The sequence below is a fragment of the Halomonas sp. QHL1 genome (assembly GCF_001882345.1).
GTDB lineage: Bacteria > Pseudomonadota > Gammaproteobacteria > Pseudomonadales > Halomonadaceae > Vreelandella.
Genome location: NZ_MINL01000001.1, coordinates 1,544,956 through 1,568,663 on the forward strand (window position 1 = coordinate 1,544,956; position 23,708 = coordinate 1,568,663).

Below are 23,708 nucleotides of genomic sequence, written 5' to 3' on the forward strand. Positions count from 1 at the left end.
CTTAAATAATAAGTCTACTTATAGGAAAAACATGTCTGATCAAGTAATTTTTAACTGGGAAAAACTGCTCTCCTCGAAAAGAAGAAGTAAAGATGAGGAAAAGGAAATAACTGATATATGGTCATGCGATAGAACCGAGATTGAAAGAGACTACGATAGAATTGTTTTTTCTGCTCCCACTAGGAGGTTAGCTAATAAAACTCAGGTCTTCCCCATGGAGGAACACGATAGCATTAGAACAAGACTGACACATTCTAATGAAGTTTCAAACCTTGCTAGAGGTGCAGGAGTTACCCTTTGTTGTAATGGTTTTTTTAAGAATAGCAATATTGATAGAGATAGGTTAATCCGTGACATTCCTGCACTGCTTGCCACTATTGGCATTGTGCATGATATGGGGAACCCTCCTTTTGGACATCAAGGTGAGAAAGCCATTCAAGACTGGTTTAGTAACCATTTAGAAAAAAACGAAAATAAAAATAACTTTCAGGATTTTCTAAATTTTGATGGTAATGCTCAAACTTTAAGGCTTGTCACTAGTTTACATTCTGCAGATGGCCATTTTGGAATGGATTTGACCACAGCAACATTATCAGCAATGGTTAAATATCCAGTTTTCAATGCAGAAAAACACGGCTTTTCAAAAGGTGGAGTTTTTATTTCAGAAAAGAAAATATTTGAAGAAGTATGGAAAAAAACTGGTTTACGGGAAGGTATAAGGCACCCCTTATGCTATATCTTAGAAATATGCGATGACATAGCATATGCAACTATTGATGCTGAAGATACTATAAAAAAAGGATACGCATCATATAGTGATTTAAAAAACTGGCTTAAAGAAGAATTAGGCGACAATGACTTCTTTAATGAAATATATGACAAAATATTAGAAGCTGTTGGCAAATTTAAACATAGGCATGAAAAAGACATAACAAGTGAGGTTCAAAAAGAAGTTTCTGTAGAAATCTTCAGATCAATCACTATAAACAAACTACTAGCATGCGCAACCGATTGTTTTGCTGAAGACTTTTACTCTGAAAAACACAAACTATGGTTTAGTCGTGGAGAAGGAATCCCTTACGAAATATGTAAAAACTTTAAGTATAAAAAAGAAATAAAAGCTCTAAAGAATTTTACAAAAAACTATGGCTTCAATAATACTTCTGTTCTAAAGCTTGAATTACAAGGCCGAAATAGAATTCATGAGCTAATGGATCATGTTTGGCTTGGAATAAAAAATACTGACGAAGAACTGAAGACTGATAATCATTACGAAAAATACATCTTATCAAAAATATCTGTTAACTATCTTCGTGAATTTAAAAGAAAGCACAAAACAGCAATCAAACCAGAAGACAAGCTTTACGCAAAATACCAACTTCTGACTGACTATATCTCGGGCATGACGGAGTCATATCTAGAAAGAACCTATTCTGAAATACTACCTTTATATCAAAGTTTCATAAAATGAAATTAAGCATCAACACAGAAAAAAACTTAAAATCACGACTGGAGTACTTCTGTAGCAGAAGTACTTCTAGCCAAGCTTTACTGATGGATTTCGTAGAGAAAACTTTCTCTGACTGCAACCCATATATTTTTGGTGGTGTAATAAGAGATATAGGATTAAACACATTAAGAAAATTCTCATCTGACATCGATATAGTGTACGAAGGTGAATTAAGTCTAGATAAAATTCCCGTCAACACTTCTCGCAATAAATTCGGAGGATACAGAACTATTTATGGTAAGTGGATAATCGATTTTTGGAAAATTGAAGACACTTGGGCATTTAAAAATGGCTTTTATAGATATGAGTCTCCCGAATCCATATTAAAAACAACGATTACAAATCTAGAATCAGCAATTTTTGATATAAAGAGAAAAAAGCTCATATGTAGCGAAAGATACATAAAGGACATAAAAGATCGCTATATTGAAATCAACAACAAAGTATCGCCTAACAGGAAAAATACTTTAGTTAAAATTATAGTCACAATATATAAAAAAGAGATAGCTCTATGCAATCCAAATGTATTAAAATTTTTTAACGAAGTTATTGCAGACTTCGAAGCGGAAGAGCTTGAGAGTGCTTTAAAGAACAAAGGAGTACCTCGGTGGTTCTTATTAAATTTAAAAAGATTTTCTCAAAACTATGAACAAAAATTACTTCCTATTAAAACGGAATACTTCTTTAAAAATCAAAGTAAGATTATTTTTTAAAATTTAAAAAGAATTTTAAATTTCTTCAAGGACTACTTTTTTTGCAGAGCTAAGTAACAGCTTATTGCGCAGTGTCTTTAACTCAGACAGTGTATTTTCATCGGAAGTCTTACTAATCATTTTATCTAAATAATAAATTTTCCTCTTACAATCTCTTTCTTGCACCATCAGATTGACTTCAAATCGAATAAATGACAAACCTAATGCGATAGCTGCTGTTGCCACTCCAGAAACAAAGCTAATAGTATGATCTGTCAAATACGGAACTACCCAATGATTTGAATCTATTTCTTTTGCAAGAGTGAGGAGGAAAAAAGTCAATAGCCCTGAAATAGTAGCACTGCTTAAAATGTCAGATTGCTTAATTTGACGCGTGGGGTTATTAGGAGTGGCTGACATTTTCACCATCCTTGTTCAATTTTATTACACGCCAAAGCGGGTCTCTTTCTTTCAAATAAAGAATGATTCTCTCTTCTTTTCCATCTATATTTAAAAGACGAACAATTACTTTTTTTCTCTTAATTCTATAAATAACTAATGGCGAGAAATACACCAATAATATAATTGCTAACGCGAGAGACAATAGTATCAGACTAGTTTCCATTGTCTATCCTCTACCGGTATATGATTTTTAACCTCATCCACCGTATACACAGAGCTTACTTTACCCGTTAATTTAGATTTTTCTTTATACCAGGAAAAAGAAATTTCAAGTAGATCATCCTTAGAAAACTTCTCAGAATTATCAGAGACTCTTTTAAGAAATAAAACATCGGTAATTATCGCCGAAAAAGAAAACCCAGGATCCTCTTTTGACACGAACTTCCATTTTGACTTGGGGTTATATGATAGAGTATCTACGTAAAAAAAGCCTCGAGATTCACCTTGCCCCACAATATGTTTGTGTCGTCTACGAACAATAAATTTTCTACAAGATTCTTTATCAATGTGCAGAGAAAAATCAGAATTGGTTACGTTATCTATATCTAACGAATCAATGCCATTATTTTCTAATGGGAATGCTAGATCACTAAAACCACTCCGAATTTTTTCATTTGTCAGGATTGCACATTCAACTTCATCCAGAATTACTAACTCACCATCCACCTCAATCACATAACCGTCTATAGTTTCTTTAATGAGTATATCAACACTTTCGACAGGAAGCTTTTTAATAACTTGGAATACTTTTTTATTGCTTCAGATATAGCTAAAAAAGATGTTTTTGATCCAAACGCTTTTTGCTCTTCATTGGATTTTCCGATCATTTTCAAAAGCCACCAAAGCGAGCCTTCTTGAAAACCAGCTTCTAAAATAACTTCGGCATTAATATTTGTTTTAAATATTTTATTTGACTCTCGGAAAGCCTCAACATAAATAATTTCCATTGCTTTTATACTACGCGCTACATCACCAGCATTCATCTGATGATTATTCATCATACCACCATCCCCATCATAGCGTACCTTAATCACCCCTTCTTCAAAATACATACATATACCTTAATATAAATAAAATTTAAAATTTAAAATTTCCTGACTGTTAAAAAACAGCACCACTCTTCTCTTTCGCTTTAATGATTTCAATCAGCTACTATTTCTTTTAATAATAGCCAGCTAGAAATACAGCTTGCAGCCTTTAAACGGGCAGTGGGTCTTTGTTTCGGAAAGGGTAAGCAAATCCATCCGCAAGTCTTCGCGCGGGAAATAATGGCGGGTGGGTAACCTTGCTCGCGGATTGGGCTTGATTGGAGTCGGCAAGCAGCTTGCCGTCAACATGCACCTGCACTCGCTGGCTAACGGGGTGAAGCTCGATGCGTGGGGCATTTGGCATTGGATTGTTCCCTGCGGCGATTTTTTCGCTCTAGTAAATTTAGCCTAGCAGTTAAGTTCGTTGATTCCTACGTTTACCTCATCACACTTTAGGCTACGGGGATGACTTGGAACATGCTCATACCCCATTACCGCCCTACTATTGCCCAAGGCTACTGTGGAACAGCACGGATAACGCTATCCAGATAAACGGCAATCAGCATTGATTCGCTTAGCATCACAGCGTCCGTCAGGCCTTCTTAACGAAATGGGCGGTTACCATCATGTCGCCGACACCGTCGACCTTGCAGTCCAGTTGGTGATCTTTGCTATCCACAAGCCGCTTGATAACGGCTTTGGTGCCTACCTTGAGTACCAATGAGCTACCTTTGACCTTGAGGTCTTTGATCATAGTTACCTTATCGCCTTCCGCTAACAGCGTGCCGTGGGCATCATTTACCGTCACGGCATCTTCCGCCTCAGTCTCTGAAGGGTTCCATTCGTGGGAACACTCGGGGCAGATGAACAGGCTTTGATCCTGATAGACGAATTCTGATTGGCAATTGGGGCAAGGTGGGCACGACATGAATGATGACTTCTGTGGTTTGGTTTAGGCTGCTTATGATACTAAGCCTTTATACCCTTGGCGAATGCCTTCACGCCTGCCCAGGAAAGGAGAACCAGGATGAACAAACATGACCTTGAAGCAATATACCGGGATTACATCACCTGCCTTAATAATCAGGACTGGACGAACCTTGACCAGTTCGTGCATGACGATGTCTACCACAACGGCAGGCGCCTAGGGGTTGATGGCTATCGCGCCATGCTGGAAGCCGATTACGAGCAGATACCGGACCTTCACTTCAAAATTGAGCTATTGGCCATTGATTCACCACATGTCGCGTGCAGGCTGCGATTCGATGTCACGCCGAAAGGTAGCTTCCTCGGCCTTGCCGTGAATGGCAGAAAAGTGACGTTTTGCGAGAACGCGTTCTACCGCTTCCACGATAATAAGATTCAGGAAGTCTGGTCGATGATCGACAAGACCGCGATTGAAGCTCAGCTTGGTTAAAGCGCTATCCACGTTGTGCATGGTTTGCCTAGCTAAACGTTCTGGTTATCCCCGTTAACAAACGAATAGAGCAGAATATCGGATCGGCAAGCCCACCCCTGATTGGCCCAGAACCTCTGGGCGGCTTCGTTCTCGGCCAGAATCATCAGGTGTGATTTCAGGATGCCTTCATTTTTCAGCGCTTCCAGGCAAAGGTTTACCAGCTGTGTCGCGATGCCTGCTCTACGGTGGGAGTCCGATACTGACAAGTGCTGAACATAGCCGCGCTTGCCATCGTGGCCGGCCATTATTGTGCCCACCAGCTTTCCTTCTACTCCTTTTTCCACTTCGGCCACAAAGCTCAGGCCGGGATTGCGAAGCAGGTACTTCTCGATGCCTTCCCGTGAATCGGCATCGCGCAGCCGCACGCCTTCACTTTCGCTCCACAGGGCAATGGCGGCTTCATAGTCGTTGATGGTCATGGTGCGGTAGTGCAAAAGGCGGCTCTCATTGAATAGCGGCATCGTCTTGTTCGTTCTGCTCGGCAGGGTCGTTGAAGTGATCCTTCTGTTCTGCCCACTTTAGCAAGGCATCCAGCGCCGGGCAGAGCGTTTGCCCCCATTCGGTCAGGCGGTATTCCACTTTCGGCGGCACCTGGGGATAGACCTTTCGGGCCACGATGCCATCCGCTTCCAGTTGGCGCAGCTGTTGGGCGAGCATTTTCTGGGAGATATCGGGGATGAGTTTTCCGAAATCGGAGTAGCGCTGCACTTTTCCATCGAAGAGATGAAAGAGAATGATGAGCTTCCAGCGCCCTTCCAGCATTTTTAATACATTTTCCACATCGCTTGCGGCGGTAGTGGGCGTATAAATCTTTCTCATTGGTAAGCCACTTACCTTTTTGTGCGTTCTTGATAACGCGTCAGCCTGGGCAGAATATTCTCTCACATTACCTTGCGAGAGATGACCACCATGAGCTTGTCACTGCCAGACGCGATCACCACCTACTTCAACATCAGCAACGGTGCGGATGACACCCACATTGCGGATTACTTCACCCAAGATGCCTGTGTGTTTGACGAAGGAGAATTGCACCGCGGGCGACCCGCTATTCAAGCTTGGATGCGCGCTACCCGTGCCAAAATTGAGTATAGCGTCGAGCCGGTCAGTGTTTCCCAACAAGGCAACACGATGGTGGTTACCGCCACTGTGACCGGCAACTTTCCCGGCAGCCCGGTTCAACTTGACCACACTTTCCAGCTTGACGAGTCGCAAATCCAGTCATTGGAGATCCACTAATGAACCTGAACTTGAACGGGCGACGTGTATTGGTCACCGGTGGTAGCAAAGGGGTTGGCGCTGCTGTGGTGTCACTCTTTCGCGAGGAAGGCGCGCAGGTACTGACCACCGCCCGTACTCGCCCCGCCGACCAGCCTGATGAGCTGTTTGTCGCCGCTGACCTGATGACGGCCGAAGGCTGTGCCACGGTGGCCGATGCGGTCAACGAACGCTTGGGCGGAGTGGATATTATCGTTCATGTGCTGGGGGGTTCATCCGCGCCCGGCGGTGGGTTCGCTGCCCTTGGGGAGGAGGAGTGGCAGAGCGAACTCGACACCAACCTGTTTCCCGCCGTGCGGCTAGATCGCGCCCTGCTGCCCGGCATGCTGGCCCAGGGTGATGGAGTGATTATCCACGTGACCTCCATTCAGCGTGAGCTCCCCCTGCCCGAGTCGACCACGGCTTACGCGGCGGCTAAGGCAGCGCTATCCACCTATAGCAAGAGCTTGTCCAAGGAAGTGTCAACCAAAGGGGTGCGTGTGGTTCGGGTTTCGCCGGGCTGGATCGAGACGGAAGCTGCCGTTGCGCTGGCCGAGCGGATTGCCCAAGAGGCAGGCACCAATTACGCAGGCGGCAAGCAGATCATCATGAATTCACTGGGCGGCATCCCGATTGGCCGCCCTTCGAAGCCTGCGGAAGTGGCCAACCTGATTGCGTTTCTGGCATCACCGCTGGCGGCTACGATCACAGGAACGGAGTACGTGATCGATGGCGGTACCGTGCCTGTTGTTTGAGGGTGGCAGGAAATTGAGATCACCTAGCTTATATCGCTAATATCGGCGATCTCGACTGGCCTTAGGCCCGCCTTTCTGACCACACAGCAAACTCGTTGCCGCTGGGCTCGATGAAGTGAAAACGAAAGCCGCCTGGGAACTCGAAAATTGGCTTTATAATCTGGCCGCAGTGGTCCACCACCTTGTTGTAAGTAGCTTCCAGGTGATCGCTGTAGAACACCAGCAGGGCGGCGCCGTTGTCGGTACGGCTGCAGGCGTCCGCCTGGTAGAAGCCGCCATCCAAGCCCTGGTTGGAAAACGCACTGTATTCCGGGCCGTAGTCGGTGAACTCCCAGCCAAACACCGCTGAAAAAAAGGTTTTGGTGGCGTTCAAGTCCTTGGCAGCGAGTTCGACGTAGTTGAGCTTTTCATGTTGGTTCATGCCCTGCTCCTTTATTTTGTGGATAGCGACTGCCTGTGAATTCGGCTGAGCGCCCGCCAAGCCCGTCCGAGAGGTCGGGGCCGGGATGCAGGCGGCCCGGCCAGCGCAACACCATTATTGCCAGAACGTTGCGGTGTTCACCACCCGCCAGTCCCTTTTCCCCAGTGGCCGAGGGGATGATGCCGCTGGCCGGGTCCACCGCCGCCACCAGCGCCTCACGCACCCGGTCCACCAGCGGGTGATCCTCGCGGTCGGCAAGCAGCAAGGCCAATGCCACCTCGGCTTGGATGTCGGCCGTGGCCCGGGCCATGATGCCGACCGTCTCCCGCTCCAGCGCTTCCAGCACCCAAGCATGCATTTCCGGGTCCACCTTCCGCTGGTAGTAGCGGCTGTCAGCGATGACGAAGTGGGTCAGGCCATATAGCCAGTTATGGTACTCGGCGTCGTCGAGCTCGGCGACTCGATCAGGCGGGTAGTGGCGTCGGAAGGCTGCTTCCACCTCCCGGCGCAGGTCCATCACGCCGAGTTGGTGCAGGAAGTAGGCTTGGTTGGCCACCTGAGCAGCATAGATCCCGATCACCGCGGGGTCGGTCAGGAAGGCCGCCCAGTCAACCTCTGCCTGGTAGCCCAGCGCCCGCTCGTGGTTCTCAATGGTCGGCAGCAGGCCGTAGTACTCGGCCTGGACCAGCCGGAACAGCAGCCCCCGGGCGAAGGCGATCTCCCCCCACTCACCCAGCATGGCGCGCCGGGCGCGCTGCTTGGCCGTGCGTTGGGAGTAGTCGGCAACGATCGCCCGGCTGCGGGCAGCCGCGTACCCGGGCTTGGCCAGGCCGACGATGTCCTCCTCGAGTCGCGTCAGTAGACGCTCGCCGTAGACATGATTGAGGGCCCACCAGCGCTGCTCGCCAGTCAGGCGGTAGAGCCGCTGGGCAAAGTGGCGCTGCTTGTCTTCGGATAGCGTCGGCAGCGCCCGCTCGTAGACCTCCTGGATGGCCAGACCGACGTCGCGCTGGACGTCACGCTCCGCATGCGGCTCCATGGCGGCGCAGCCGGCCAACGCCAGCACAATCATCAGTGAAAAGAGCTTTACCATGCCGAATCCTTGGTGGTGTTCACTAACGATAGGCGTGGAGCAGCATGTGTGGCTACCGCTTACTGCCCGAAGCTGATGCCCAGCCGTAGTGCTTGTAGGCCATCAACTTCGACTGTTACTTCATCAGAAAACAGGGGATGGCCCTGCACTGCCAAATCCAGCGTTGCTTGTGAGCCGCGATAAGTGACGGTGACGGCGATTTCCGCCGAAGTACTAACAGGCGCCAGCAAATCATACTCAACGTTATCGATGCTAACAGCGGAAAGGCCGCGGTCATCCAGCTGTTCTTGAATTTCCCGCTCAACGACAACGCCGTAATAGAAGTAAATGCCCGCGTAGCCAAGCGCTACTATTACGATTAGTGAAAAGAGCTTTCCCATTGTTTCCCTCAGTTTTATAGAACATCAAAAGGTGATAGCGGATTGCTGGGCTGAAACCGGTGGCGGCGCCCCGCTTATAGCTATGCGCTATACGGTCAGCGTTGGCAAGTTATTTTCCCTACTGCAATTTCCCCACTGAAAGCGATCAAGCGGGGGAGTTGGCCGAGTGTAGAGTGTGAAAGAAGACTTGCTAGGTGGGCCCCTGCGCCTGAATAAGCACAGGGGTATTGCGGTAGTCTAGATCTGGAAAGGCATACGGAAATTGAGCGTGAAATCCGGTGCATCGTCACTCAAACCGATACCGACACTGGTAACGATCGACGTGGAGTCCGAAAGGCCATAGGTAGCACCGAAATTGACAGAGGCTGCATTGGCGCTGCTACCTATAACAGTTTGCTCTGACCCTCCATCGGTGGTGACTTTCGTTTCAAAAGCGTGCTGATGCGTAAACGACATGGAAAGACTGAAGCGCTCATTCAAGGCAAAGGCGGTACCAAACCCTAAACGAATACTGTCGCCAAGATTCACCTCGCCTGGCACGTTCTCTTCGCTTGAGCCTATATCGTCAAAGCTGCGCTTGATGTTATGGGTATAGCCAATATTGGCGAAAATGATGGCTGGGTCCAAGGTCTTGAGAAACGAGAGGCCAGAGCTCACGCCCCATACACCATTACCCGTTGGAAGGCTGGTCGGTACCGTCAAGTTCTCAAACCCACCCTCACCGTCATCCACGATCCTGCTATTGGTTCTGATATTGTAAGGATGCTTGCCGGTCGGTGCCCGAACGGAAAAATTCCAGACAATGTCGGGCCTAACTTCGGCCTCGGGTAAAAGCCGATAATATATACCAGCACTGATATCCCCAAGGTCGCCCTCGTTAACGGTTTCTTCGACTAACCCACCCGTTGACGCACCAGCACCAATAGTTTCATAGCGGCTGCTTCGATAGACGTAAGGAATCATCAGCTCTAGTTCCAGCCGATTTGTCACGCCGTAACGAGTATTCAAGTCAAAAGTTGTCGTGTGGCTCTCTACTGTATCGACGTTTATATTACCCAGAAAGATCGCGTCTAGAGCCAGAAACCCACTCAGGGCTAAGTTGCTACGGTCGGAATACGAGTAGCTAATTCCTGGTTCGATCGTCAAACGATCAGAGAAAAGCGCATGTTCTTCGCGTAAAACGTTTTGCACACTTTGGCTGGGTTGAGCTTCTCGAACAACCTCTTCATTTGTGCCCTGTGCCATGGCCACCGGCGAGACACTCGCGGCAGCCAGGAGAAGTATCGACAGCGAAAGTGGACAGCCGGCAGAATGCGTCTGGTTTGTCGATTTATTATCCAGCATCGTTAACTCCCTTGAATATGAACTCGTTACGAGCATGTGCCTTATCCTTCTCCCACGAAGGAGGGCGCAACTTCTTAATACCCTCCGTCAGCCTATCAGGCAATAGCCTAAGTAAGATAAACATTAAAAAAGCCGATAATTATCGGCCTTTTAGACACAAAACAGGATTAAATTAGTATTTCACTAAAGGCGTTCCAGTGAGCGAACTGATTGCAGCAAGTATTTGAACTCATTAGTAATACCAGTATTCGAAGTTTTCCCTAGTTGGACGTGTAAGCGCGTCATGTTGCTGATCTGCTGGTGATCGCTGGTAAGCCGAATGGACTGATGCAACCCTTGGCTTGAGCGTATGCCTTGGCTTGCCACCCCGGCCCCAGGTACGGATAGCGTCATTCCCAATTCACCAGCCTGCCTGCCAATTGCCACCTGGGCTCCGCTCTGCGTGGTTTCAGTCAGCTTGTTGTTGGCTGGCAGACTGCTGCCGCGCCCTGCATCCTGACCCACGTCTACCCAGAAGGCGTTATTGGCGCTATTGAAATCACCGCCCGCCTGTACCAGCTGTACGACCCCCTCGGCATTAATACTGCCAGTGCTTAGCCCGGGAGCCGTGTTGTTTATAGCCTGCTGATAAGCCACATACTCTTCCGGCGTGGTGGAGGTTATGTGGGTGGAAAACTGAGGTGACGGCTGGGCACCGGCCATGTCAAAGCCCAGATTTGCTCGCGCATGAATATCCTCCCCTGCCGAGGTTTGCCAGCGCGTCGACATTTCCACGCCAAAAAAGAGTATCTCGCGGCTATTGACTGCCTTACCGCGTAGCTGTGCCAGTTCATGATCCGGCAACTGCCTGCCATTTTGGAAGGTCGGATCACTGAAATCAGTAGCTACGGCTGCCGCCTGTGACTGGGGCGTGGTCGTTACCATTATGGAGATGCCAATTAGTGACACGATCTTCGTGCCTCGCCAGCGTCGCTGACTTTCATGCCCGTTCATATTTCCACCCTTTTGATCATTGTGATAAACGGTCAGAACACCTCGGCATGGCGAAACCCGAAGTCCAGCAATTGCTGCGCGGGCACCGGGGAGAAGACATCTGTCAGGCGCCGTGCCGTTAACGGTTGAGCCGGGTCGAGCAACACAGTGTGTGTGTCGAAGTTCTCACCGATGACAGCAAAGATGACGTTGTTCCAGGAATCGATAAACTCAGAGCGATCCATGACCTTATTTCCCAACGCGGGATCGCCAATATAGACGCGGTCCCCTACCACCTTTTTCATCACCACGAAGTGCTGATAGCCAGCGAGATCAAGCAGCACGATGACGGGAATCGAGACGGCATCCAGTGCATCGCCCTCGATTTCATAGCCCCTGGCACGCAAGCCAATGGATTCCACATAGTTGCGCAGGTCGAGTAGGGAAAAGCCCATGCGCCGCGCTATTTCGGGATCGCTAACCGCAAACATTCCCTCGAGAACATCCACCTCGGTCACATCTGACCAGCCGTAGGCATACTTGAGGATGGTTGCCAGGGATGCCGCACCGCAGGAAAAATCTGTTTCCTGCGGGATAAGATTCTCAAAGCGAAGCTCACGTATCGACTTCACGTTTTTCGTTACTAAGGTGCCAGGCACGACATTACCCAGCCTGATCGGCGCGGCATCCGCCTGTTTAGCGGGTAACGAGATACCCGTTATAAACGCTAGATTGAGCAGCGCTATCGCAACGGTTTTCATACCTAGATTCCTGCAAAGCGTTTAGATTTGAAAAACCCGGCCCGCAGAGCGGGCCGGGCTGAATCACCTGATACCGATCACTGCGCGCGAGCGATGGACAGGGTGTTGCTTTGCATATTGCCGTTGCCTGAGGCGATGTTGACACCCACGTTGCCGCTGGCATTTGCCAGTGAATTGTTCATCGCAGCAGTGTTGGTGTTACCTGTAAGCTCGACCGACCACCAGTTAGCGGATTCTACAACGAGGTCATTGTCGGACATGTTATTGTAAGACACCTGCACACCACCGGTGGAGGCCTCGGCAGAGCTACCCTGCCCGACTGCCAACGTCATGGCATTGTTCTGAACATTACCAGCGCCAGCAGCAACGTTAGCGCCGATGTTACCGGATACGTTGTTCAGAGAGTTATCAAGCGACGCGTTGTTCGTAGTGCCATCGTTGTAGTAGCGGTTGTTTGAGGAAGACTGGATCGCAAAGGTCGCGGCCTTGGCAAAGACCATGGAAGCATCATCATCCGCGGAGCCACCACCGGGGGTCCACCAGAACATTGAAGAAGCCCCTGGGCCATTGCCACCAGCATCGGATTCGCCACTGGCGATGGCCGTATCATTGGCCTGCTTGTTGAGATCACCGGATGCCACGTTGATGCCGATATTACCGGTAGCGCCGTTTCCAGACCCGGTGACGGTAGAATTGTTATCACTCAGCTCTGATTTAACGGCATTATCGTCGGTGAACTGCTTACGGTCGATAGTAGCCGCGGCGAAGTGATCCGCATCCGTAGCTGTCACAGTCAAATCGACATCCACGTCGATTGCGTTAGTGACTTCATGTGTAAGTGCGACCGTGATATCGTTGTCGACATCCACGTCTAGATCGGAGTCGGTGTTAAAATCATTGGCCAGCGCATAGGGTGCCGCAAGAAGAGCGGCGATAGCGACTGCGAGTGGTGCTTTTGCGAATGTTTTCATTGTCTTTCTCCTGAATGAAACTGCGAGTCTTGCTCTTGATTTACGAAGGCACTACTACCTGCTAGCACTGGACGTCATGCGGATACCCACATGGTTCCCGGTAGCGTTGCCCATTCCAGCCGACTGATTCACTTGGATGACGCCGCGTGACCCGGCGAAGGCCGACTCCTCGATCTCGACCCGTCCCGACGACGCATTGCCCTCCGCGTCTTCCATCGACTCCTGCTTGCTGGACAGCACCTGGCTCAGCGATTCGCTGGTCAGAGAACTGCCCCTTATGCCCAGCGCCACACTCAGGGTGTTGCTCTGCACATTCGCTTGCCCCGCCGCCTGGTTGACGGATATCCAGCCCACCGCTTGGTTCAGTGCCTGATCCTTGATCACTGCACTGGCCTGTTGGGGCTCGAGGCGATTGTTCGAAGTGGCGATCTGCACCACGATGTTATTGGCCAGGGCATAATCTCCCATGGCAATAACACCGGAATTGCTCTGCAGATTGCCGTAACCTGATGCCATGTTGACGTTGATGGCCCCCTGTACATTGCTGAGGGAGCGACCATCAATAAGGGAAGCGGCACGGTAAGTAGTGGTGAAAACCCGATGAAAGCTGTCGTCTTGAAAGCTCTCCTGCCCCCAAGCGCTAGCGATGAAACCGGACAGGACCAGGGTTGCTAACCCTTTTGTCAGCAGGGGTACACCCTGAAGAGCTCGCTTAAATTTGGCAGGCGCTACTGGGCGTAGTGCGACGTTAAATTGTTGGCGATTGCAGATTCTCTGATCATGCTGCTGTTTGGCTGCCGCTAGTTTCGCAATCATTGTTGATACCTGTAGCCGTAGGACTTCTGTCACAATGCGAATACATAAATTCACAAAAAATATAACTCTGAAACCTTTGTCAACAGAATAAGAGAGGAACAGGTCGCGTTAAACCTGATATTTGCCGAAGGATGCGTTGGTTTTGTTCATGTACAAAAGGCTAAAAATAGATAATTAAATGCTACTTAACTAGTACTATTAGTTTAATTTACGGACATATAAAAGTTTAGCGGATGCAATATTTCTTAAATTAAAGAAAGTCATAGCTAGCGGAAAAGTGACGCTTATTTAAACGTTGTGTAATTCTTTAAAAGCAATACAAAAACCTATCAATCGAACCATTCACGCTTATACGAAGGTTTAATATCTCAAACCAAACCATGATAGATAACCAAGGGTGTAGCATTTTCATCGGCCGAAGCGGATGCTGATTCACGGGGCATAGTGACTATCAAATTAGGCACTTAGCTCATCAAAAAAAGGGATATTCCACCATACTCAATGACGACTAGGCGCCACATTGACTTGGATTCATTAGCCCCTACTCAACGGTATAAACTCTGGTAGAGGAAATAAAAAGGCGTTTTAACTCTCTGCAGATCTGGAAGTTAACTTTTTCCTTAAAACAACTATTCAGAACAAAAAAACCTCCTGATAGTTATTCAGGAGGTTAAAAAAAGGCAGATTAAATAAAGAATCACTCATGAAAGCCATGCTTTCTTCCTGCGCGGGCTGCAGAAGAAAGCCTTAGCTGTAGGTATTCTTATTAAATGCTGGTTACCAGCATCCTGCAAAAGTATGCAGTAGGTCGTTTAAAAGCGTAGTGGTGGCGTTTACGAAACCCCACTCTCAATTGTATTTAGCTACTTTATCACGGCATGTACGCATGCCGTGTTCGTATTTTAAATTACTCCCTACACGCCCTTACGCTTTCGGCCAACTCGCTGACCAGGCCGTGCACCCGCTCAACGGCTTTATCAGGGGTGTTGGCGTGTTCAATACAGTCGACTAGCGCAGAGCCGACGACGACTGCATCGCTAAAGCGGCCAATAGTGGCAGCTTGTTCGGCGGTGCGTATGCCGAAGCCAACCGCGATGGGCAAATCCGTGTGTTCGCGCAGCTGGGCAACCGAACTTTCCAGCCTTTCCGGCGTGGGAGCGTTACCGCCGGTGACACCCGCCACGGAGACGTAGTAGATAAACCCAGAGGCATTTGCCAGCACTTTAGGCAGCCGCTTAGCATCGGTGGTCGGGGTGGCCAAACGGATAAAATCAATACCGTGCTGGGCCGCTGGCTGGCAGAGTTCTTCGTCGTGTTCAGGCGGCAGATCCACCACAATCAGGCCATCTACCCCAGCGCTGGCGGCATCCGCTAGAAAGCGCTCAACGCCGTAGCAAAAAATCGGGTTGTAGTAGCCCATCAGCACAATTGGCGTAGTGCTATTTTCTTCTCGAAAGCTCCGCACCATTTCCAGCGTTTTGGCTTGGGTTTGGCCGTTTTTCAGGGCGCGCAGCGCTGCTTTTTGAATGGCGGGTCCATCTGCCATGGGGTCGCTGAACGGCATTCCCAGCTCGATGATATCCACCCCTGCCGCGGGCAGCCCGTGCAGCAGGCGGCGGGAGGTCTCGGCGTCTGGGTCACCGGCCGTTAGGTAGCTGACCAGCGCCGGGCGGTTTTGCTGCTTGAGCGCAGCAAAGCAGTTTTCAAGACGAGAGGGGTTACTCATAGCGTCGTTCACAACATCGTTCATAGCGTTGTCCTGGATTGCGCTCATAAGCTTTTCACTCCGAACTTGTCACCAAGATGATGGGCCACGCTCATCATGTCTTTGTCTCCACGGCCGCTAAGGTTGACCACCATTAGGTGCTCCCGGGGCAGCGTAGGCGCGCGCTTGGCGACTTCCGCCAAAGCGTGGGCGGTTTCCAGGGCGGGAATAATGCCTTCCTGACGGCAGCAGATCTGGAAAGCTTCCAGCGCTTCGTCATCAGTGGCGGAGACGTACTCGACCCTCCCCTGTTCGTGCAACCATGCGTGCTCTGGGCCAATGCCGGGGTAATCGAGCCCTGCGGAAATCGAGTGGGCGTCGATAATCTGGCCATCTTCATTTTGCAGCAGGTAGGTGCGATTACCGTGCAGCACCCCTGGCGTACCACCGTTAAGGCTGGCGGCGTGAAGGCCGCTTTTCACGCCTTTGCCACCCGCTTCTACGCCAATCATCTTGACCCCTGGGTCATCAAGGAACGGGTGAAACAGCCCAATAGCGTTTGAGCCACCGCCCACGCAGGCCACCAGCGAATCCGGCAGGCGACCTTTCTTTTCCAGCATTTGCGCGCGGGTTTCATGGCCGATCACCGCTTGGAAGTCGCGCACCATAGCAGGATACGGGTGCGGCCCGGCGACAGTGCCAATAATGTAGAAGGTGTCGTCGACGTTGGTGACCCAGTCGCGCAGCGCCTCGTTCATGGCGTCTTTGAGCGTGCCGGTGCCGGAAGTGACCGGGACGATTTCTGCGCCCAGTAGCTTCATGCGGAACACGTTGGTCTGCTGGCGTTCGATGTCCGTAGTGCCCATATAGATCACGCAGGGCAGGCCAAAACGTGCCGCCACCGTGGCGGTGGCCACGCCGTGCATACCCGCGCCGGTTTCGGCGATGATGCGTTTTTTGCCCATTTGCTTGGCCAGCAGCACCTGGCCAATGCAGTTATTAATCTTGTGGGCGCCGGTGTGGTTTAGCTCTTCGCGCTTTAGGTAAATACTTGCCCCGCCAAAGTGCTCGGTCAGCCGCTCGGCAAAGTAGAGCGGGCTGGGCCGCCCCACGTAATCACCCTGAAAGTAAGCTAGCTGGCGCTGGAATTCGGGATCATTTTTAGCGGTGGCGTATTCGTCTTGCAGCTCTAAAATCAGCGGCATCAGCGTTTCAGCGACAAAACGCCCACCGAAACTGCCAAATAGCCCATTGGCATCGGGTAGGCTCTTGGATAAGTCTATAGGTTGATTCATCACGACCTCTGAATGCGTTATCGAACAGTCAGTGAAAACCGTTCAGTGAAAACAGTGCAATGAAAGTAGCGCAGGCAGGTGGGGATAAAAATCGATAAGATGTCATCAATATGTGAGATTTAGTCAACTGTTAGCAGGACACCCCATGCAACATAGCATGCCCCCGCTTAGCGCCCTACGGGCCTTTGAAGCGACTGCCCGGTTGGGCAGCGTGACCGCCGCTGCCGATGAGCTAAGCGTTACCCATGGAGCGGTTAGCCGCCAACTAAAAAGCTTGGATGAGCATTTTGGCGTGGCGCTTTTCGTAAAATCGGGCCGAGGAATTGCGCTAACACCGCACGGCGAGCGGTTACAAAGCGGTGTGGGCGAAGCCTTCGCTCGCTTGAAAGATAGTTGTGCCGTGCTCAAGCATGAAGTGGAAGAAGCGCCCTTCACCCTGGCCTGCCCTGGCAGTCTTTTGGCCCGCTGGCTAATTCCCCGGTTAGATCGCCTCAACCGTGAGTTGCCCCAGCTAAAGCTAAAAGTCGTGGTGAGTGAAAGCGAGCAACCCGGTAAGCAAACGGATGTCAGCGCCACACTGGCATTTTCCGAACCGCCCTGGCCCGAAAATGTGGAGGTTATGGAGCTAATGGCGGAACAGATCTGCGCAGTGGTAAGCCCGCAGTTAGCAGCCCATATCGATACAGCTAAACCGGCAACGCTATTGGCTAACAAGCTGCTTTACACAGCATCACGCCCACAGGCGTGGCCGCAGTGGGCCAACGCCCAAGGGCTTGAGCTGGCTCAACTTGAAGAAGCGCTAAGCAAAGGCCAAGGGTTTGATCACCTTTACTACTTAATGGAAGCAGCGGTGGCGGGCTTGGGCGTGGCGATCGCACCCAAGTTGTTGGTAGAAGACGACCTAAAGAGCGGGCGGCTTATCGCGCCCTGGGGGAGTATCGAAACCCCCGCCCGCCTCTGCCTCTGGCTACCCAATCAAACCAACAGCTACCGCAGCGAGCCCCTGGCAGCATGGCTTAAGCGGGAGCTGGGAGACGAGCATTGCTGATACCATTCACGATTGGCACTTCTGCACTATCAAATAAGTATGCAACTCCGGGTGCTGATCGTACTCAAGGTGTCTGGACACCGCGCCTAGCTTAATCAGCAGGGATAAGAAGCCGTTGGTGCCAATCGTGGAGTAGTAGACCTCTGGCCCCATGAAGCTATCAGTGTTCTCGCCGGGCTCTTCCGTGCCACCAAAGGAGAAGATAAACACACCACCTTTATTCAGGCTGTTGATGATCTTCGTGATGACACTCTCCTGGTGCGCCAGCGGAATATGCCAGATGCTGTCCCAGGCAGTGATGAAGTCGTATTTTTCCGGCGGCTGCCATTGGCAAATATCCTGGTGGTGAAAGGTCACGTCTGGATGCTTCTGCTTTGCGAGGCGCAGCATTTCATCGGAAATATCCACGCCCTCTGGGGTAAAGCCCGCCTGTTGCAGCAGATCTATAAAGCGGCCTGTACAGCCACAGCCGATATGCAGCGCCCTGCCTCGATTTTTAACAAACGATAGCGCTCTTTCATGCGCCTCCATGCCGTTAGCGAGATTGAATTTTTCGCTTTGCCATAGGTGGGTGATTTGATCGTAGGCGCTGCCAATATCAGCTGGATTCATAGCAATGTTAGTCAATAATTTTATCGATCGAGCGCTTACCATCCAATAGCAAGTACTCCTGGTTAATCACGCCTGGGCTTTGCACCACGTGCAACAAGACGTGGGCTACATTAGCGCGGGAGATTTGATTATCACCGGCTTCATCAAACGAGCTGGCAAACTGCTGACTGGCGGCTTCGTCGGTCAAACGTCCAGGCTTGAGAATAACGTAGGGCATACTGCTATTGCGAAGGTGGGCATCAGCGGCAAATTTCGCGGCCATGTAGGGGCGCATTTTCTCGGGCGCTTCCAAAGGCTGTTCTGCCCGCATGGCGCTGATCATGATGTAGCGGGAGAGGCCTTTTTGCTTGGCGATATCGGCAGTACGAATGGCGCCAAAAAGGTCAATCATCAGGGTTTTATCCGGCCCGGTGTGGGGACCTGATCCCGCCGTAAAGACCACCTGATCGCAACCTTCAAAGGCGTGTTCAAACTCACCCTCTAAATCAGCAATCACGGTGTCTATGCCGCGCTCGTTAAACCAAGCTGCCTGCTCTTCACTGCGGATCATCGCCTTGATAGGAGTACCGGCCTGCTGCGCCAGTTCGCAAAATTGTTTGCCAATCTGTCCGTTCGCACCAATCACTAACGTCGTCATAACGCCTCCTTGTGGATTGCTTACCCTTCATATGAGTGCAGGCACTTAGGCGAAATTCAACCCTGAAGCGTGGCACGCCGCAGCAGTTGAGGCATTTAAGCCATCACTCCAAACACGTGCCCGATAGCGGATGTTAAGGCCATCGCGAGCGCGCCCCAGAACATTACTCTTGTTGCCGCTTTTAGTATTGGCGCTCCCCCCACTCGAGCAGCTATCGCGCCCAACAAGGCTAAAAAAAGCAGAGAGAACAACGCTACCAGTAATATCAGCTGTGAAGATGGCGCCAACCAAGCGACCAGTAGCGGTAAAAATGCGCCGATGGTGAACGTCGCAGCCGATGAGAGTGCTGCCTGGAGCGGGCGCGCTTGGGTGGTATCGGTGATACCGATCTCATCTCGCGCATGCGCACCTAGGGCGTCGTTGGTCATCAGTTGCTCAGCGACTTGTCGCGCCAGCTCAGGTGTCAAACCGCGTGTTTCATAGATGGCGGCGAGTTCTTCCTGCTCTAGTTCGTAATGTTCGGCCAAGGCTTTGCGTTCGATGTCGAGATCGGCGTTTTCAGTATCCGATTGCGAACTTACCGATACATACTCCCCCGCTGCCATCGACATAGCGCCAGCCACCAGGCCCGCAATCCCCGCCAGCATAATATCGCTTTGAGTGGTGTTGGCTGCGGCAACGCCCAATATCAAGCTGCTAGTAGAAACAATGCCATCGTTGGCGACCAGTACCGCGGCACGCAGCCAACCGGTACGGTGAGATCGATGTGGTTCTGAATGGATCATGGGTTTATTGCTCTAGTGGTTGCGTCTCAGTGAAACACTGAACAGTTTTCCTCTTTTGACTTTAACGCTTCAGGGCATTTTGTAAGCCATATCTTACAAAGATGTCAGATATGGCTTACAAAAAAACCATGACAACACTGTTATGATTAATGATGATTAATCATTAATTTACATCAAAGAAATGTGCAAATCTTGAGGCTTGTCGGTACCTCCAGATAAAAATTCAAACCGACAAAATAAATCATTAGGGGATCTCATGTTAAAACGTTCTATTACCGCTACTGCTGCACTGCTAGGCGCTACAGCAGCACTTACTTTAAGCTCCACCACGTTTGCTAACGATCATCAGGGCGACATCAACCCGTGGCAACATTGTGGTATCGGCGCTGCAATTTTTGATACAAACACTACCGCAGCTGCGATTTCAAACGTTATTTGGGACTCTGGCACCACTGCCGTCACTTCAGCAACTATTTCACCTGAAACTTGTGAAAGCGAAGCGATCAAAGTAGCGCAGTTTGTCGATGAAACTTATGACCAACTCGCCATGGAAGCAGCCATGGGGGAAGGCAACCACCTTTCCGCTGCGCTCGGACTGGTAGGTTGTGATGCTAGCGATACTGCTAGCATTTCTCAGCTGCGTAGCGATTTGAGCACTGTAAGCGCCAGCTCTAATTATTCTTCTATGAGCCATAACGACAAAGCCTACAGCTTTTACACCAGCTTAAATCAAGCTGCTGCCAACTGTTCAGCTAGCTAATGCCTATCGTGGGCTGGCCCTGCCAGCCCACTTCGCTTTTCTACAGGATATATTTCGCATGCGGCGGCTTTGGCTGACGACTCTTTTACTTTGCTCACTGTTTTCCCCCTTTGTTCACGCAAATATAGCGACCCTTTCTCAAGATTCACAGTGGCTTTCACTACTGCACTTTGACCGCGAAACCCCATTTTCCCCTCCCAGAAGTGCCGTCATAGACAGCGCCTTTTTCCTTGCTGAAAATGGACGTTACGACCCCCAGGCCGAATTAGAGGCTACGCTTGCCGCCTTACGCGAGCCGCCTGATGAACCCGGTAGCCACGCAAGCTGTCGCTTCCCTGCACGCGCAGTTTGGCTGTCAACCAAAACAGGTGAGCAGTGGCCAAGCGCGGAGTGTCCCGAGTTTGATGAATGGCAAGCCCAGCATCAGGACTCTGAGATAGGCCTCATGTTTGCAACGGGCTATCTGGGCAATCCAGCCTCTTTCTTTGGCCATGTAATGCTCCACTCCTCCGCGCCAAAAACGCAAAGCTCATCGACCAATACACAATATCTGCTAGATACCAGCTTAAATTTCGGCGCTGATGTACCGAATGACGAAGGGCTGGTTACCTATATGGCTAAAGGCCTTTTTGGTGGCTACGATGCGCAGTTTTCGAATGCTTCGTTTTATCGCAACACAGCGCTTTATTCCGAGCGAGAGATGCGCGACTTATGGCATTACCAGCTAGGTTTGACGGATGCAGAAAAATCTCTATTGACCGCCCATCTGTTTGAGATTGTTGGAAAAGATTACGAGTATTTATTTTTATCGCAAAACTGTGCCTCACGCATTGCTAGAACGCTTGAACTGGTAATAGAAGATGACCTTACGCCTGGTTATTCCCCTTGGGTAGCCCCGGAAAATCTTTTAAGGGCATTGAGCAACACGACTCATCATGGCAAACCTTTATTAGTCGAAACGCAACAGATACCTTCAAGAAGACTGACTACTCAACGTGAATTCAATGCGCTGAATAGTCATCAGCAACGGGCAGCGAATGCTGTATGGCCCTCCGAAAATGATTTACGAATGGATGCCCCGCTGTTTACGGTTTTATCAGCAGCGCAGCGTAGCGAAGTATTGGACACCCTGCTTAGCCATGCCTCTTTCTTACGCCAAACGGGCGATATAGAAAAACTGCCGGAAATTGAGCGGCAACTGCTTCAAGCACGGTTAAGCCTTCCAACAGGCCGCGCAGATGTAAGCAATGAAGCAATGCCAGCGATACATGAGGTAACGCCACCTTCACTAGTGAGCTTCAGTGGGGTCCATAACAGCCACTCAAATAATGGCGCTCGCCTCAGATTTCGACCTCTTCAGTACGATTTGCTCGATACCAATCAGGCAAGGATGCCCAATTCGGCTGTTGAAATCGCCACTGTAGAAATAAATACCAACGACCAAGGCGTATCGTTAAACCGTTTGGGTCTTTTTAACATTACCAATCTGCATACTAATGCCATAGCACTTCCCACCCTGCCAAGCACTGCATGGCAAATATCTGCAGGCATTGAGAGAAACCGATTAAGCTGTCGACGCTGCTTTGATGGTATTGCTAACGTGCTAGGTGGAAAATCGTGGGCGCTGGGGCAACACCTACCTTATGCGTTAGCGGGTGCACAATTACGTACACAGCGGCATTACGATGGGATAGCGGTACCGATGCTAGAGGCTGGCGTTGTCAGCAGCTGGTCGCCAAGCCAGCGTACCCATATTCAGTTATCTCATCGCCCTAATATGGGTTACAACAACCGCCAACGAACAGAGTGGCAGGTACAGCATCGCATTGCTCTATCCACGCAGTGGGATATGCGGTTTGAATTCCAGCATGACTATTCTGCAAACGAAGCGAGTATTGGTTTATCGCGTTACTTTTGAGTGAACATCGAACAGTTGGCCTCTTTTGGCTTTAACGCTCTGGGCATGTAGGCTTATTGAACGAACATTCAATGAAGGAGCTTTAATGCAACGTCACCCGTTATTCGCCGCTATGTCACTGGGTCTTTTCGCTGCTGGTGCCACTACGACTGCGCTAGCAGATATGTCGCCGCTGGAACAGCAGCTAAAAGATCTTGAGTCATTTCAAGTAATCGCCCATCGCGGCGCCAGCGGCCATGCGCCGGAAAGCACCATGGTGGCTTATGAGCTGGCCCATGAGTGGGAGGTCGATTACTTAGAGCTGGATGCCCAACTCACCGCCGATGGTGAAGTGGTGGTGTTTCATGACGATGCCATTGATCGCACCAGTGATGGTGAAGGCAAGATTAATGACTACACCTTGGAAGAGCTAAAAGCGTTGGATACCGGCACTTGGTTCAATGAAGCCAACGCTGATAAAGCAGACGCTAACTTTTCCGGGGCACAAATCCTCACGCTGGATGAGCTATTCGAGCGTTTCGGTGACGATGCACACTACTACATTGAAACCAAGTCGCCACAGCTAAACCCAGGCTTGGAAGAAACCCTGGTAGAAACGTTGGAAGAGTACGACATGGTCGAGAATGGCCGCGTATTAGTACAGTCCTTCGAGCAGGACAGCCTGTTAAAAGTACAGCAACTTAACGATGACATTCCGCTGATCCAACTGGTTTGGTACTACCCCAGTGAAGAGGACGAATCGCGTTTAGTTGAGTGGACTGGCGTGACACCGGGTCCTGCAGAGATCACCGACGAAGACTTCCAGGCGGTAGCGGAATACGCGGCGGGAATCGGCACTAACTATATCTACGAAGGCCGCGAAGTGATTGATGCCGACTTTATCCGTCAGGCGCAGGACAACGGCCTGCCGGTACACGTCTATACCGTCAATGAGACCGATGAGATGGAGCGTTTGATGGAAATGGGCGTAAACGGCCTGTTCACCAATTACCCTGATCGTTTGCTTGAGCTCGTTGATTAAGCCCCTTAT

The 23,708-nt window shown here is 50.1% G+C and carries 29 protein-coding genes; 9 read left to right on the plus strand and 20 right to left on the minus strand.

Annotation, left to right across the window (positions count from 1 at the left end):
- Positions 1-31 precede the first annotated feature (31 nt).
- Both dgt and QHL1GM_RS07055 read left to right on the plus strand, forming a co-directional pair.
- Complete coding sequence (gene dgt, locus QHL1GM_RS07050) at positions 32-1,471, plus strand: dGTP triphosphohydrolase (RefSeq protein ID WP_071693828.1); 1,440 nt, start codon at positions 32-34, stop codon at positions 1,469-1,471.
- Positions 1,468-2,223 (plus strand): hypothetical protein, encoded by a 756-nt coding sequence (locus tag QHL1GM_RS07055; RefSeq protein WP_071693829.1) that lies wholly within the window; start codon positions 1,468-1,470, stop codon positions 2,221-2,223. The genes dgt and QHL1GM_RS07055 overlap by 4 nt, the downstream gene beginning before the upstream one ends.
- 15 nt (positions 2,224-2,238) lie before the next feature.
- Here QHL1GM_RS07055 and QHL1GM_RS07060 read toward each other — a convergent pair whose 3' ends face one another.
- The 5 genes from QHL1GM_RS07060 to QHL1GM_RS07075 all read right to left on the minus strand — a co-directional run bounded on the left by QHL1GM_RS07060 (position 2,239) and on the right by QHL1GM_RS07075 (position 4,620).
- A complete protein-coding gene (locus QHL1GM_RS07060) occupies positions 2,239-2,622 on the minus strand; it encodes a hypothetical protein (protein WP_071693830.1) in 384 nt (127 codons plus the stop codon).
- Positions 2,623-2,811: 189 nt separating this feature from the next.
- Positions 2,812-3,339: a hypothetical protein gene (locus QHL1GM_RS19525; RefSeq protein ID WP_217648532.1), complete on the minus strand. Its 528-nt coding sequence runs from the start codon at positions 3,337-3,339 to the stop codon at positions 2,812-2,814.
- Between the two features lie 8 nt (positions 3,340-3,347).
- Entirely contained in the window at positions 3,348-3,716 is a 369-nt protein-coding gene (locus QHL1GM_RS19530) for a hypothetical protein (RefSeq protein ID WP_217648533.1), read from the minus strand.
- 123 nt (positions 3,717-3,839) lie between these two features.
- Complete coding sequence (locus QHL1GM_RS19905; protein WP_368087062.1) at positions 3,840-4,049, minus strand: DUF427 domain-containing protein; 210 nt, start codon at positions 4,047-4,049, stop codon at positions 3,840-3,842.
- Positions 4,050-4,284: 235 nt separating this feature from the next.
- Positions 4,285-4,620 carry a zinc ribbon domain-containing protein YjdM gene (locus QHL1GM_RS07075; protein WP_071693831.1) on the minus strand — a complete coding sequence of 112 codons (336 nt, stop codon included), beginning with the start codon at positions 4,618-4,620 and terminating at the stop codon, positions 4,285-4,287.
- 99 nt (positions 4,621-4,719) lie between these two features.
- Here QHL1GM_RS07075 and QHL1GM_RS07080 point away from each other — a divergent pair, with 99 nt between their 5' ends.
- Positions 4,720-5,109, plus strand: a complete 390-nt coding sequence (locus QHL1GM_RS07080; RefSeq protein ID WP_071693832.1) for an ester cyclase — start codon at positions 4,720-4,722, stop codon at positions 5,107-5,109.
- Between the two features lie 32 nt (positions 5,110-5,141).
- Here the strand turns inward: QHL1GM_RS07080 and QHL1GM_RS07085 are convergent, their stop codons facing one another.
- The gene (locus QHL1GM_RS07085) at positions 5,142-5,612 is read right to left on the minus strand and encodes a GNAT family N-acetyltransferase (RefSeq protein ID WP_071693833.1); all 471 of its coding nucleotides are present in this window, start codon (positions 5,610-5,612) and stop codon (positions 5,142-5,144) included.
- Entirely contained in the window at positions 5,596-5,970 is a 375-nt protein-coding gene (locus QHL1GM_RS07090; protein WP_071693834.1) for a helix-turn-helix domain-containing protein, read from the minus strand. The genes QHL1GM_RS07085 and QHL1GM_RS07090 overlap by 17 nt, the downstream gene beginning before the upstream one ends.
- A 90-nt stretch (positions 5,971-6,060) precedes the next feature.
- Between QHL1GM_RS07090 and QHL1GM_RS07095 the strand changes: the two genes are divergently transcribed.
- Positions 6,061-6,387, plus strand: coding sequence for a nuclear transport factor 2 family protein (locus QHL1GM_RS07095; protein WP_071693835.1), 327 nt, complete (start codon positions 6,061-6,063; stop codon positions 6,385-6,387).
- A complete protein-coding gene (locus tag QHL1GM_RS07100; RefSeq protein WP_071693836.1) occupies positions 6,387-7,160 on the plus strand; it encodes an SDR family oxidoreductase in 774 nt (257 codons plus the stop codon). Before QHL1GM_RS07095 ends, QHL1GM_RS07100 begins: the two co-directional genes overlap by 1 nt.
- Before the next feature lie 61 nt (positions 7,161-7,221).
- Here the strand turns inward: QHL1GM_RS07100 and QHL1GM_RS07105 are convergent, their stop codons facing one another.
- From QHL1GM_RS07105 to trpB, 10 genes are all read right to left on the minus strand, one after another.
- A complete protein-coding gene (locus QHL1GM_RS07105) occupies positions 7,222-7,581 on the minus strand; it encodes a VOC family protein (protein WP_071693837.1) in 360 nt (119 codons plus the stop codon).
- A complete protein-coding gene (locus QHL1GM_RS19810; protein WP_071693838.1) occupies positions 7,568-8,674 on the minus strand; it encodes a DUF3541 domain-containing protein in 1,107 nt (368 codons plus the stop codon). The genes QHL1GM_RS07105 and QHL1GM_RS19810 overlap by 14 nt, the downstream gene beginning before the upstream one ends.
- A gap of 59 nt (positions 8,675-8,733) precedes the next feature.
- Positions 8,734-9,054, minus strand: a complete 321-nt coding sequence (locus tag QHL1GM_RS07115; protein WP_071693839.1) for a hypothetical protein — start codon at positions 9,052-9,054, stop codon at positions 8,734-8,736.
- A gap of 237 nt (positions 9,055-9,291) precedes the next feature.
- Positions 9,292-10,398 carry a transporter gene (locus QHL1GM_RS07120; RefSeq protein ID WP_071693840.1) on the minus strand — a complete coding sequence of 369 codons (1,107 nt, stop codon included), beginning with the start codon at positions 10,396-10,398 and terminating at the stop codon, positions 9,292-9,294.
- Positions 10,399-10,581: 183 nt separating this feature from the next.
- Entirely contained in the window at positions 10,582-11,391 is an 810-nt protein-coding gene (locus QHL1GM_RS07125; RefSeq protein WP_071693841.1) for a hypothetical protein, read from the minus strand.
- A gap of 32 nt (positions 11,392-11,423) precedes the next feature.
- Positions 11,424-12,131: a C39 family peptidase gene (locus tag QHL1GM_RS07130; RefSeq protein WP_083570985.1), complete on the minus strand. Its 708-nt coding sequence runs from the start codon at positions 12,129-12,131 to the stop codon at positions 11,424-11,426.
- A gap of 77 nt (positions 12,132-12,208) precedes the next feature.
- Positions 12,209-13,102 carry a hypothetical protein gene (locus QHL1GM_RS07135; RefSeq protein WP_071693842.1) on the minus strand — a complete coding sequence of 298 codons (894 nt, stop codon included), beginning with the start codon at positions 13,100-13,102 and terminating at the stop codon, positions 12,209-12,211.
- 54 nt (positions 13,103-13,156) lie between these two features.
- Positions 13,157-13,918 (minus strand): hypothetical protein, encoded by a 762-nt coding sequence (locus tag QHL1GM_RS07140; protein WP_071693843.1) that lies wholly within the window; start codon positions 13,916-13,918, stop codon positions 13,157-13,159.
- A gap of 907 nt (positions 13,919-14,825) precedes the next feature.
- Entirely contained in the window at positions 14,826-15,644 is an 819-nt protein-coding gene (trpA, locus tag QHL1GM_RS07145) for a tryptophan synthase subunit alpha (RefSeq protein WP_071695939.1), read from the minus strand.
- 44 nt (positions 15,645-15,688) lie between these two features.
- Positions 15,689-16,918 carry a tryptophan synthase subunit beta gene (gene trpB / locus QHL1GM_RS07150; protein ID WP_071693844.1) on the minus strand — a complete coding sequence of 410 codons (1,230 nt, stop codon included), beginning with the start codon at positions 16,916-16,918 and terminating at the stop codon, positions 15,689-15,691.
- A 145-nt stretch (positions 16,919-17,063) separates the two neighbouring features.
- Between trpB and QHL1GM_RS07155 the strand changes: the two genes are divergently transcribed.
- A complete protein-coding gene (locus tag QHL1GM_RS07155) occupies positions 17,064-17,966 on the plus strand; it encodes a LysR family transcriptional regulator (protein ID WP_071693845.1) in 903 nt (300 codons plus the stop codon).
- 6 nt (positions 17,967-17,972) lie between these two features.
- Here QHL1GM_RS07155 and QHL1GM_RS07160 read toward each other — a convergent pair whose 3' ends face one another.
- The 3 genes from QHL1GM_RS07160 to QHL1GM_RS07170 all read right to left on the minus strand — a co-directional run bounded on the left by QHL1GM_RS07160 (position 17,973) and on the right by QHL1GM_RS07170 (position 20,000).
- A complete protein-coding gene (locus QHL1GM_RS07160) occupies positions 17,973-18,578 on the minus strand; it encodes a trans-aconitate 2-methyltransferase (RefSeq protein ID WP_071693846.1) in 606 nt (201 codons plus the stop codon).
- Positions 18,579-18,585: 7 nt separating this feature from the next.
- Positions 18,586-19,215 (minus strand): SDR family oxidoreductase, encoded by a 630-nt coding sequence (locus QHL1GM_RS07165; protein ID WP_071693847.1) that lies wholly within the window; start codon positions 19,213-19,215, stop codon positions 18,586-18,588.
- 95 nt (positions 19,216-19,310) lie between these two features.
- Positions 19,311-20,000 (minus strand): VIT family protein, encoded by a 690-nt coding sequence (locus QHL1GM_RS07170; protein ID WP_071693848.1) that lies wholly within the window; start codon positions 19,998-20,000, stop codon positions 19,311-19,313.
- Between the two features lie 256 nt (positions 20,001-20,256).
- On the opposite strand from QHL1GM_RS07170, the gene QHL1GM_RS07175 reads away from it, so the two are divergent.
- From QHL1GM_RS07175 to QHL1GM_RS07185, 3 genes are all read left to right on the plus strand, one after another.
- Entirely contained in the window at positions 20,257-20,760 is a 504-nt protein-coding gene (locus QHL1GM_RS07175; RefSeq protein ID WP_083570986.1) for a DUF3015 family protein, read from the plus strand.
- Between the two features lie 58 nt (positions 20,761-20,818).
- Positions 20,819-22,678 carry a DUF4105 domain-containing protein gene (locus QHL1GM_RS07180; protein WP_071693849.1) on the plus strand — a complete coding sequence of 620 codons (1,860 nt, stop codon included), beginning with the start codon at positions 20,819-20,821 and terminating at the stop codon, positions 22,676-22,678.
- A gap of 85 nt (positions 22,679-22,763) precedes the next feature.
- Positions 22,764-23,699, plus strand: coding sequence for a glycerophosphodiester phosphodiesterase family protein (locus tag QHL1GM_RS07185; RefSeq protein WP_071693850.1), 936 nt, complete (start codon positions 22,764-22,766; stop codon positions 23,697-23,699).
- Positions 23,700-23,708 lie beyond the last annotated feature (9 nt).

Bases quoted from the DNA above. Each gene is read 5' to 3' on its own strand.
- QHL1GM_RS07095 (WP_071693835.1), top strand. From the start codon at position 6,061: ATGAGCTTGTCACTGCCAGACGCGATCACCACCTACTTCAACATCAGC.
- QHL1GM_RS07175 (WP_083570986.1), top strand. From the start codon at position 20,257: ATGTTAAAACGTTCTATTACCGCTACTGCTGCACTGCTAGGCGCTACA.
- QHL1GM_RS07180 (WP_071693849.1), top strand. From the start codon at position 20,819: ATGCGGCGGCTTTGGCTGACGACTCTTTTACTTTGCTCACTGTTTTCC.
- QHL1GM_RS07140 (WP_071693843.1), bottom strand. From the start codon at position 13,918: ATGATTGCGAAACTAGCGGCAGCCAAACAGCAGCATGATCAGAGAATC.
- QHL1GM_RS07120 (WP_071693840.1), bottom strand. From the start codon at position 10,398: ATGCTGGATAATAAATCGACAAACCAGACGCATTCTGCCGGCTGTCCA.
- QHL1GM_RS07170 (WP_071693848.1), bottom strand. From the start codon at position 20,000: ATGATCCATTCAGAACCACATCGATCTCACCGTACCGGTTGGCTGCGT.
- QHL1GM_RS07155 (WP_071693845.1), top strand. From the start codon at position 17,064: ATGCAACATAGCATGCCCCCGCTTAGCGCCCTACGGGCCTTTGAAGCG.
- dgt (WP_071693828.1), top strand. From the start codon at position 32: ATGTCTGATCAAGTAATTTTTAACTGGGAAAAACTGCTCTCCTCGAAA.
- QHL1GM_RS19810 (WP_071693838.1), bottom strand. From the start codon at position 8,674: ATGGTAAAGCTCTTTTCACTGATGATTGTGCTGGCGTTGGCCGGCTGC.
- QHL1GM_RS07105 (WP_071693837.1), bottom strand. From the start codon at position 7,581: ATGAACCAACATGAAAAGCTCAACTACGTCGAACTCGCTGCCAAGGAC.
- QHL1GM_RS07075 (WP_071693831.1), bottom strand. From the start codon at position 4,620: ATGTCGTGCCCACCTTGCCCCAATTGCCAATCAGAATTCGTCTATCAG.
- QHL1GM_RS07090 (WP_071693834.1), bottom strand. From the start codon at position 5,970: ATGAGAAAGATTTATACGCCCACTACCGCCGCAAGCGATGTGGAAAAT.
- QHL1GM_RS19530 (WP_217648533.1), bottom strand. From the start codon at position 3,716: ATGTATTTTGAAGAAGGGGTGATTAAGGTACGCTATGATGGGGATGGT.
- QHL1GM_RS07055 (WP_071693829.1), top strand. From the start codon at position 1,468: ATGAAATTAAGCATCAACACAGAAAAAAACTTAAAATCACGACTGGAG.
- trpB (WP_071693844.1), bottom strand. From the start codon at position 16,918: ATGAATCAACCTATAGACTTATCCAAGAGCCTACCCGATGCCAATGGG.
- QHL1GM_RS07060 (WP_071693830.1), bottom strand. From the start codon at position 2,622: ATGTCAGCCACTCCTAATAACCCCACGCGTCAAATTAAGCAATCTGAC.
- QHL1GM_RS07125 (WP_071693841.1), bottom strand. From the start codon at position 11,391: ATGAACGGGCATGAAAGTCAGCGACGCTGGCGAGGCACGAAGATCGTG.
- QHL1GM_RS07160 (WP_071693846.1), bottom strand. From the start codon at position 18,578: ATGAATCCAGCTGATATTGGCAGCGCCTACGATCAAATCACCCACCTA.
- QHL1GM_RS07085 (WP_071693833.1), bottom strand. From the start codon at position 5,612: ATGCCGCTATTCAATGAGAGCCGCCTTTTGCACTACCGCACCATGACC.
- trpA (WP_071695939.1), bottom strand. From the start codon at position 15,644: ATGAGTAACCCCTCTCGTCTTGAAAACTGCTTTGCTGCGCTCAAGCAG.
- QHL1GM_RS07135 (WP_071693842.1), bottom strand. From the start codon at position 13,102: ATGAAAACATTCGCAAAAGCACCACTCGCAGTCGCTATCGCCGCTCTT.
- QHL1GM_RS07165 (WP_071693847.1), bottom strand. From the start codon at position 19,215: ATGACGACGTTAGTGATTGGTGCGAACGGACAGATTGGCAAACAATTT.
- QHL1GM_RS19905 (WP_368087062.1), bottom strand. From the start codon at position 4,049: ATGCCCCACGCATCGAGCTTCACCCCGTTAGCCAGCGAGTGCAGGTGC.
- QHL1GM_RS07080 (WP_071693832.1), top strand. From the start codon at position 4,720: ATGAACAAACATGACCTTGAAGCAATATACCGGGATTACATCACCTGC.
- QHL1GM_RS07100 (WP_071693836.1), top strand. From the start codon at position 6,387: ATGAACCTGAACTTGAACGGGCGACGTGTATTGGTCACCGGTGGTAGC.
- QHL1GM_RS07185 (WP_071693850.1), top strand. From the start codon at position 22,764: ATGCAACGTCACCCGTTATTCGCCGCTATGTCACTGGGTCTTTTCGCT.
- QHL1GM_RS07115 (WP_071693839.1), bottom strand. From the start codon at position 9,054: ATGGGAAAGCTCTTTTCACTAATCGTAATAGTAGCGCTTGGCTACGCG.
- QHL1GM_RS07130 (WP_083570985.1), bottom strand. From the start codon at position 12,131: ATGAAAACCGTTGCGATAGCGCTGCTCAATCTAGCGTTTATAACGGGT.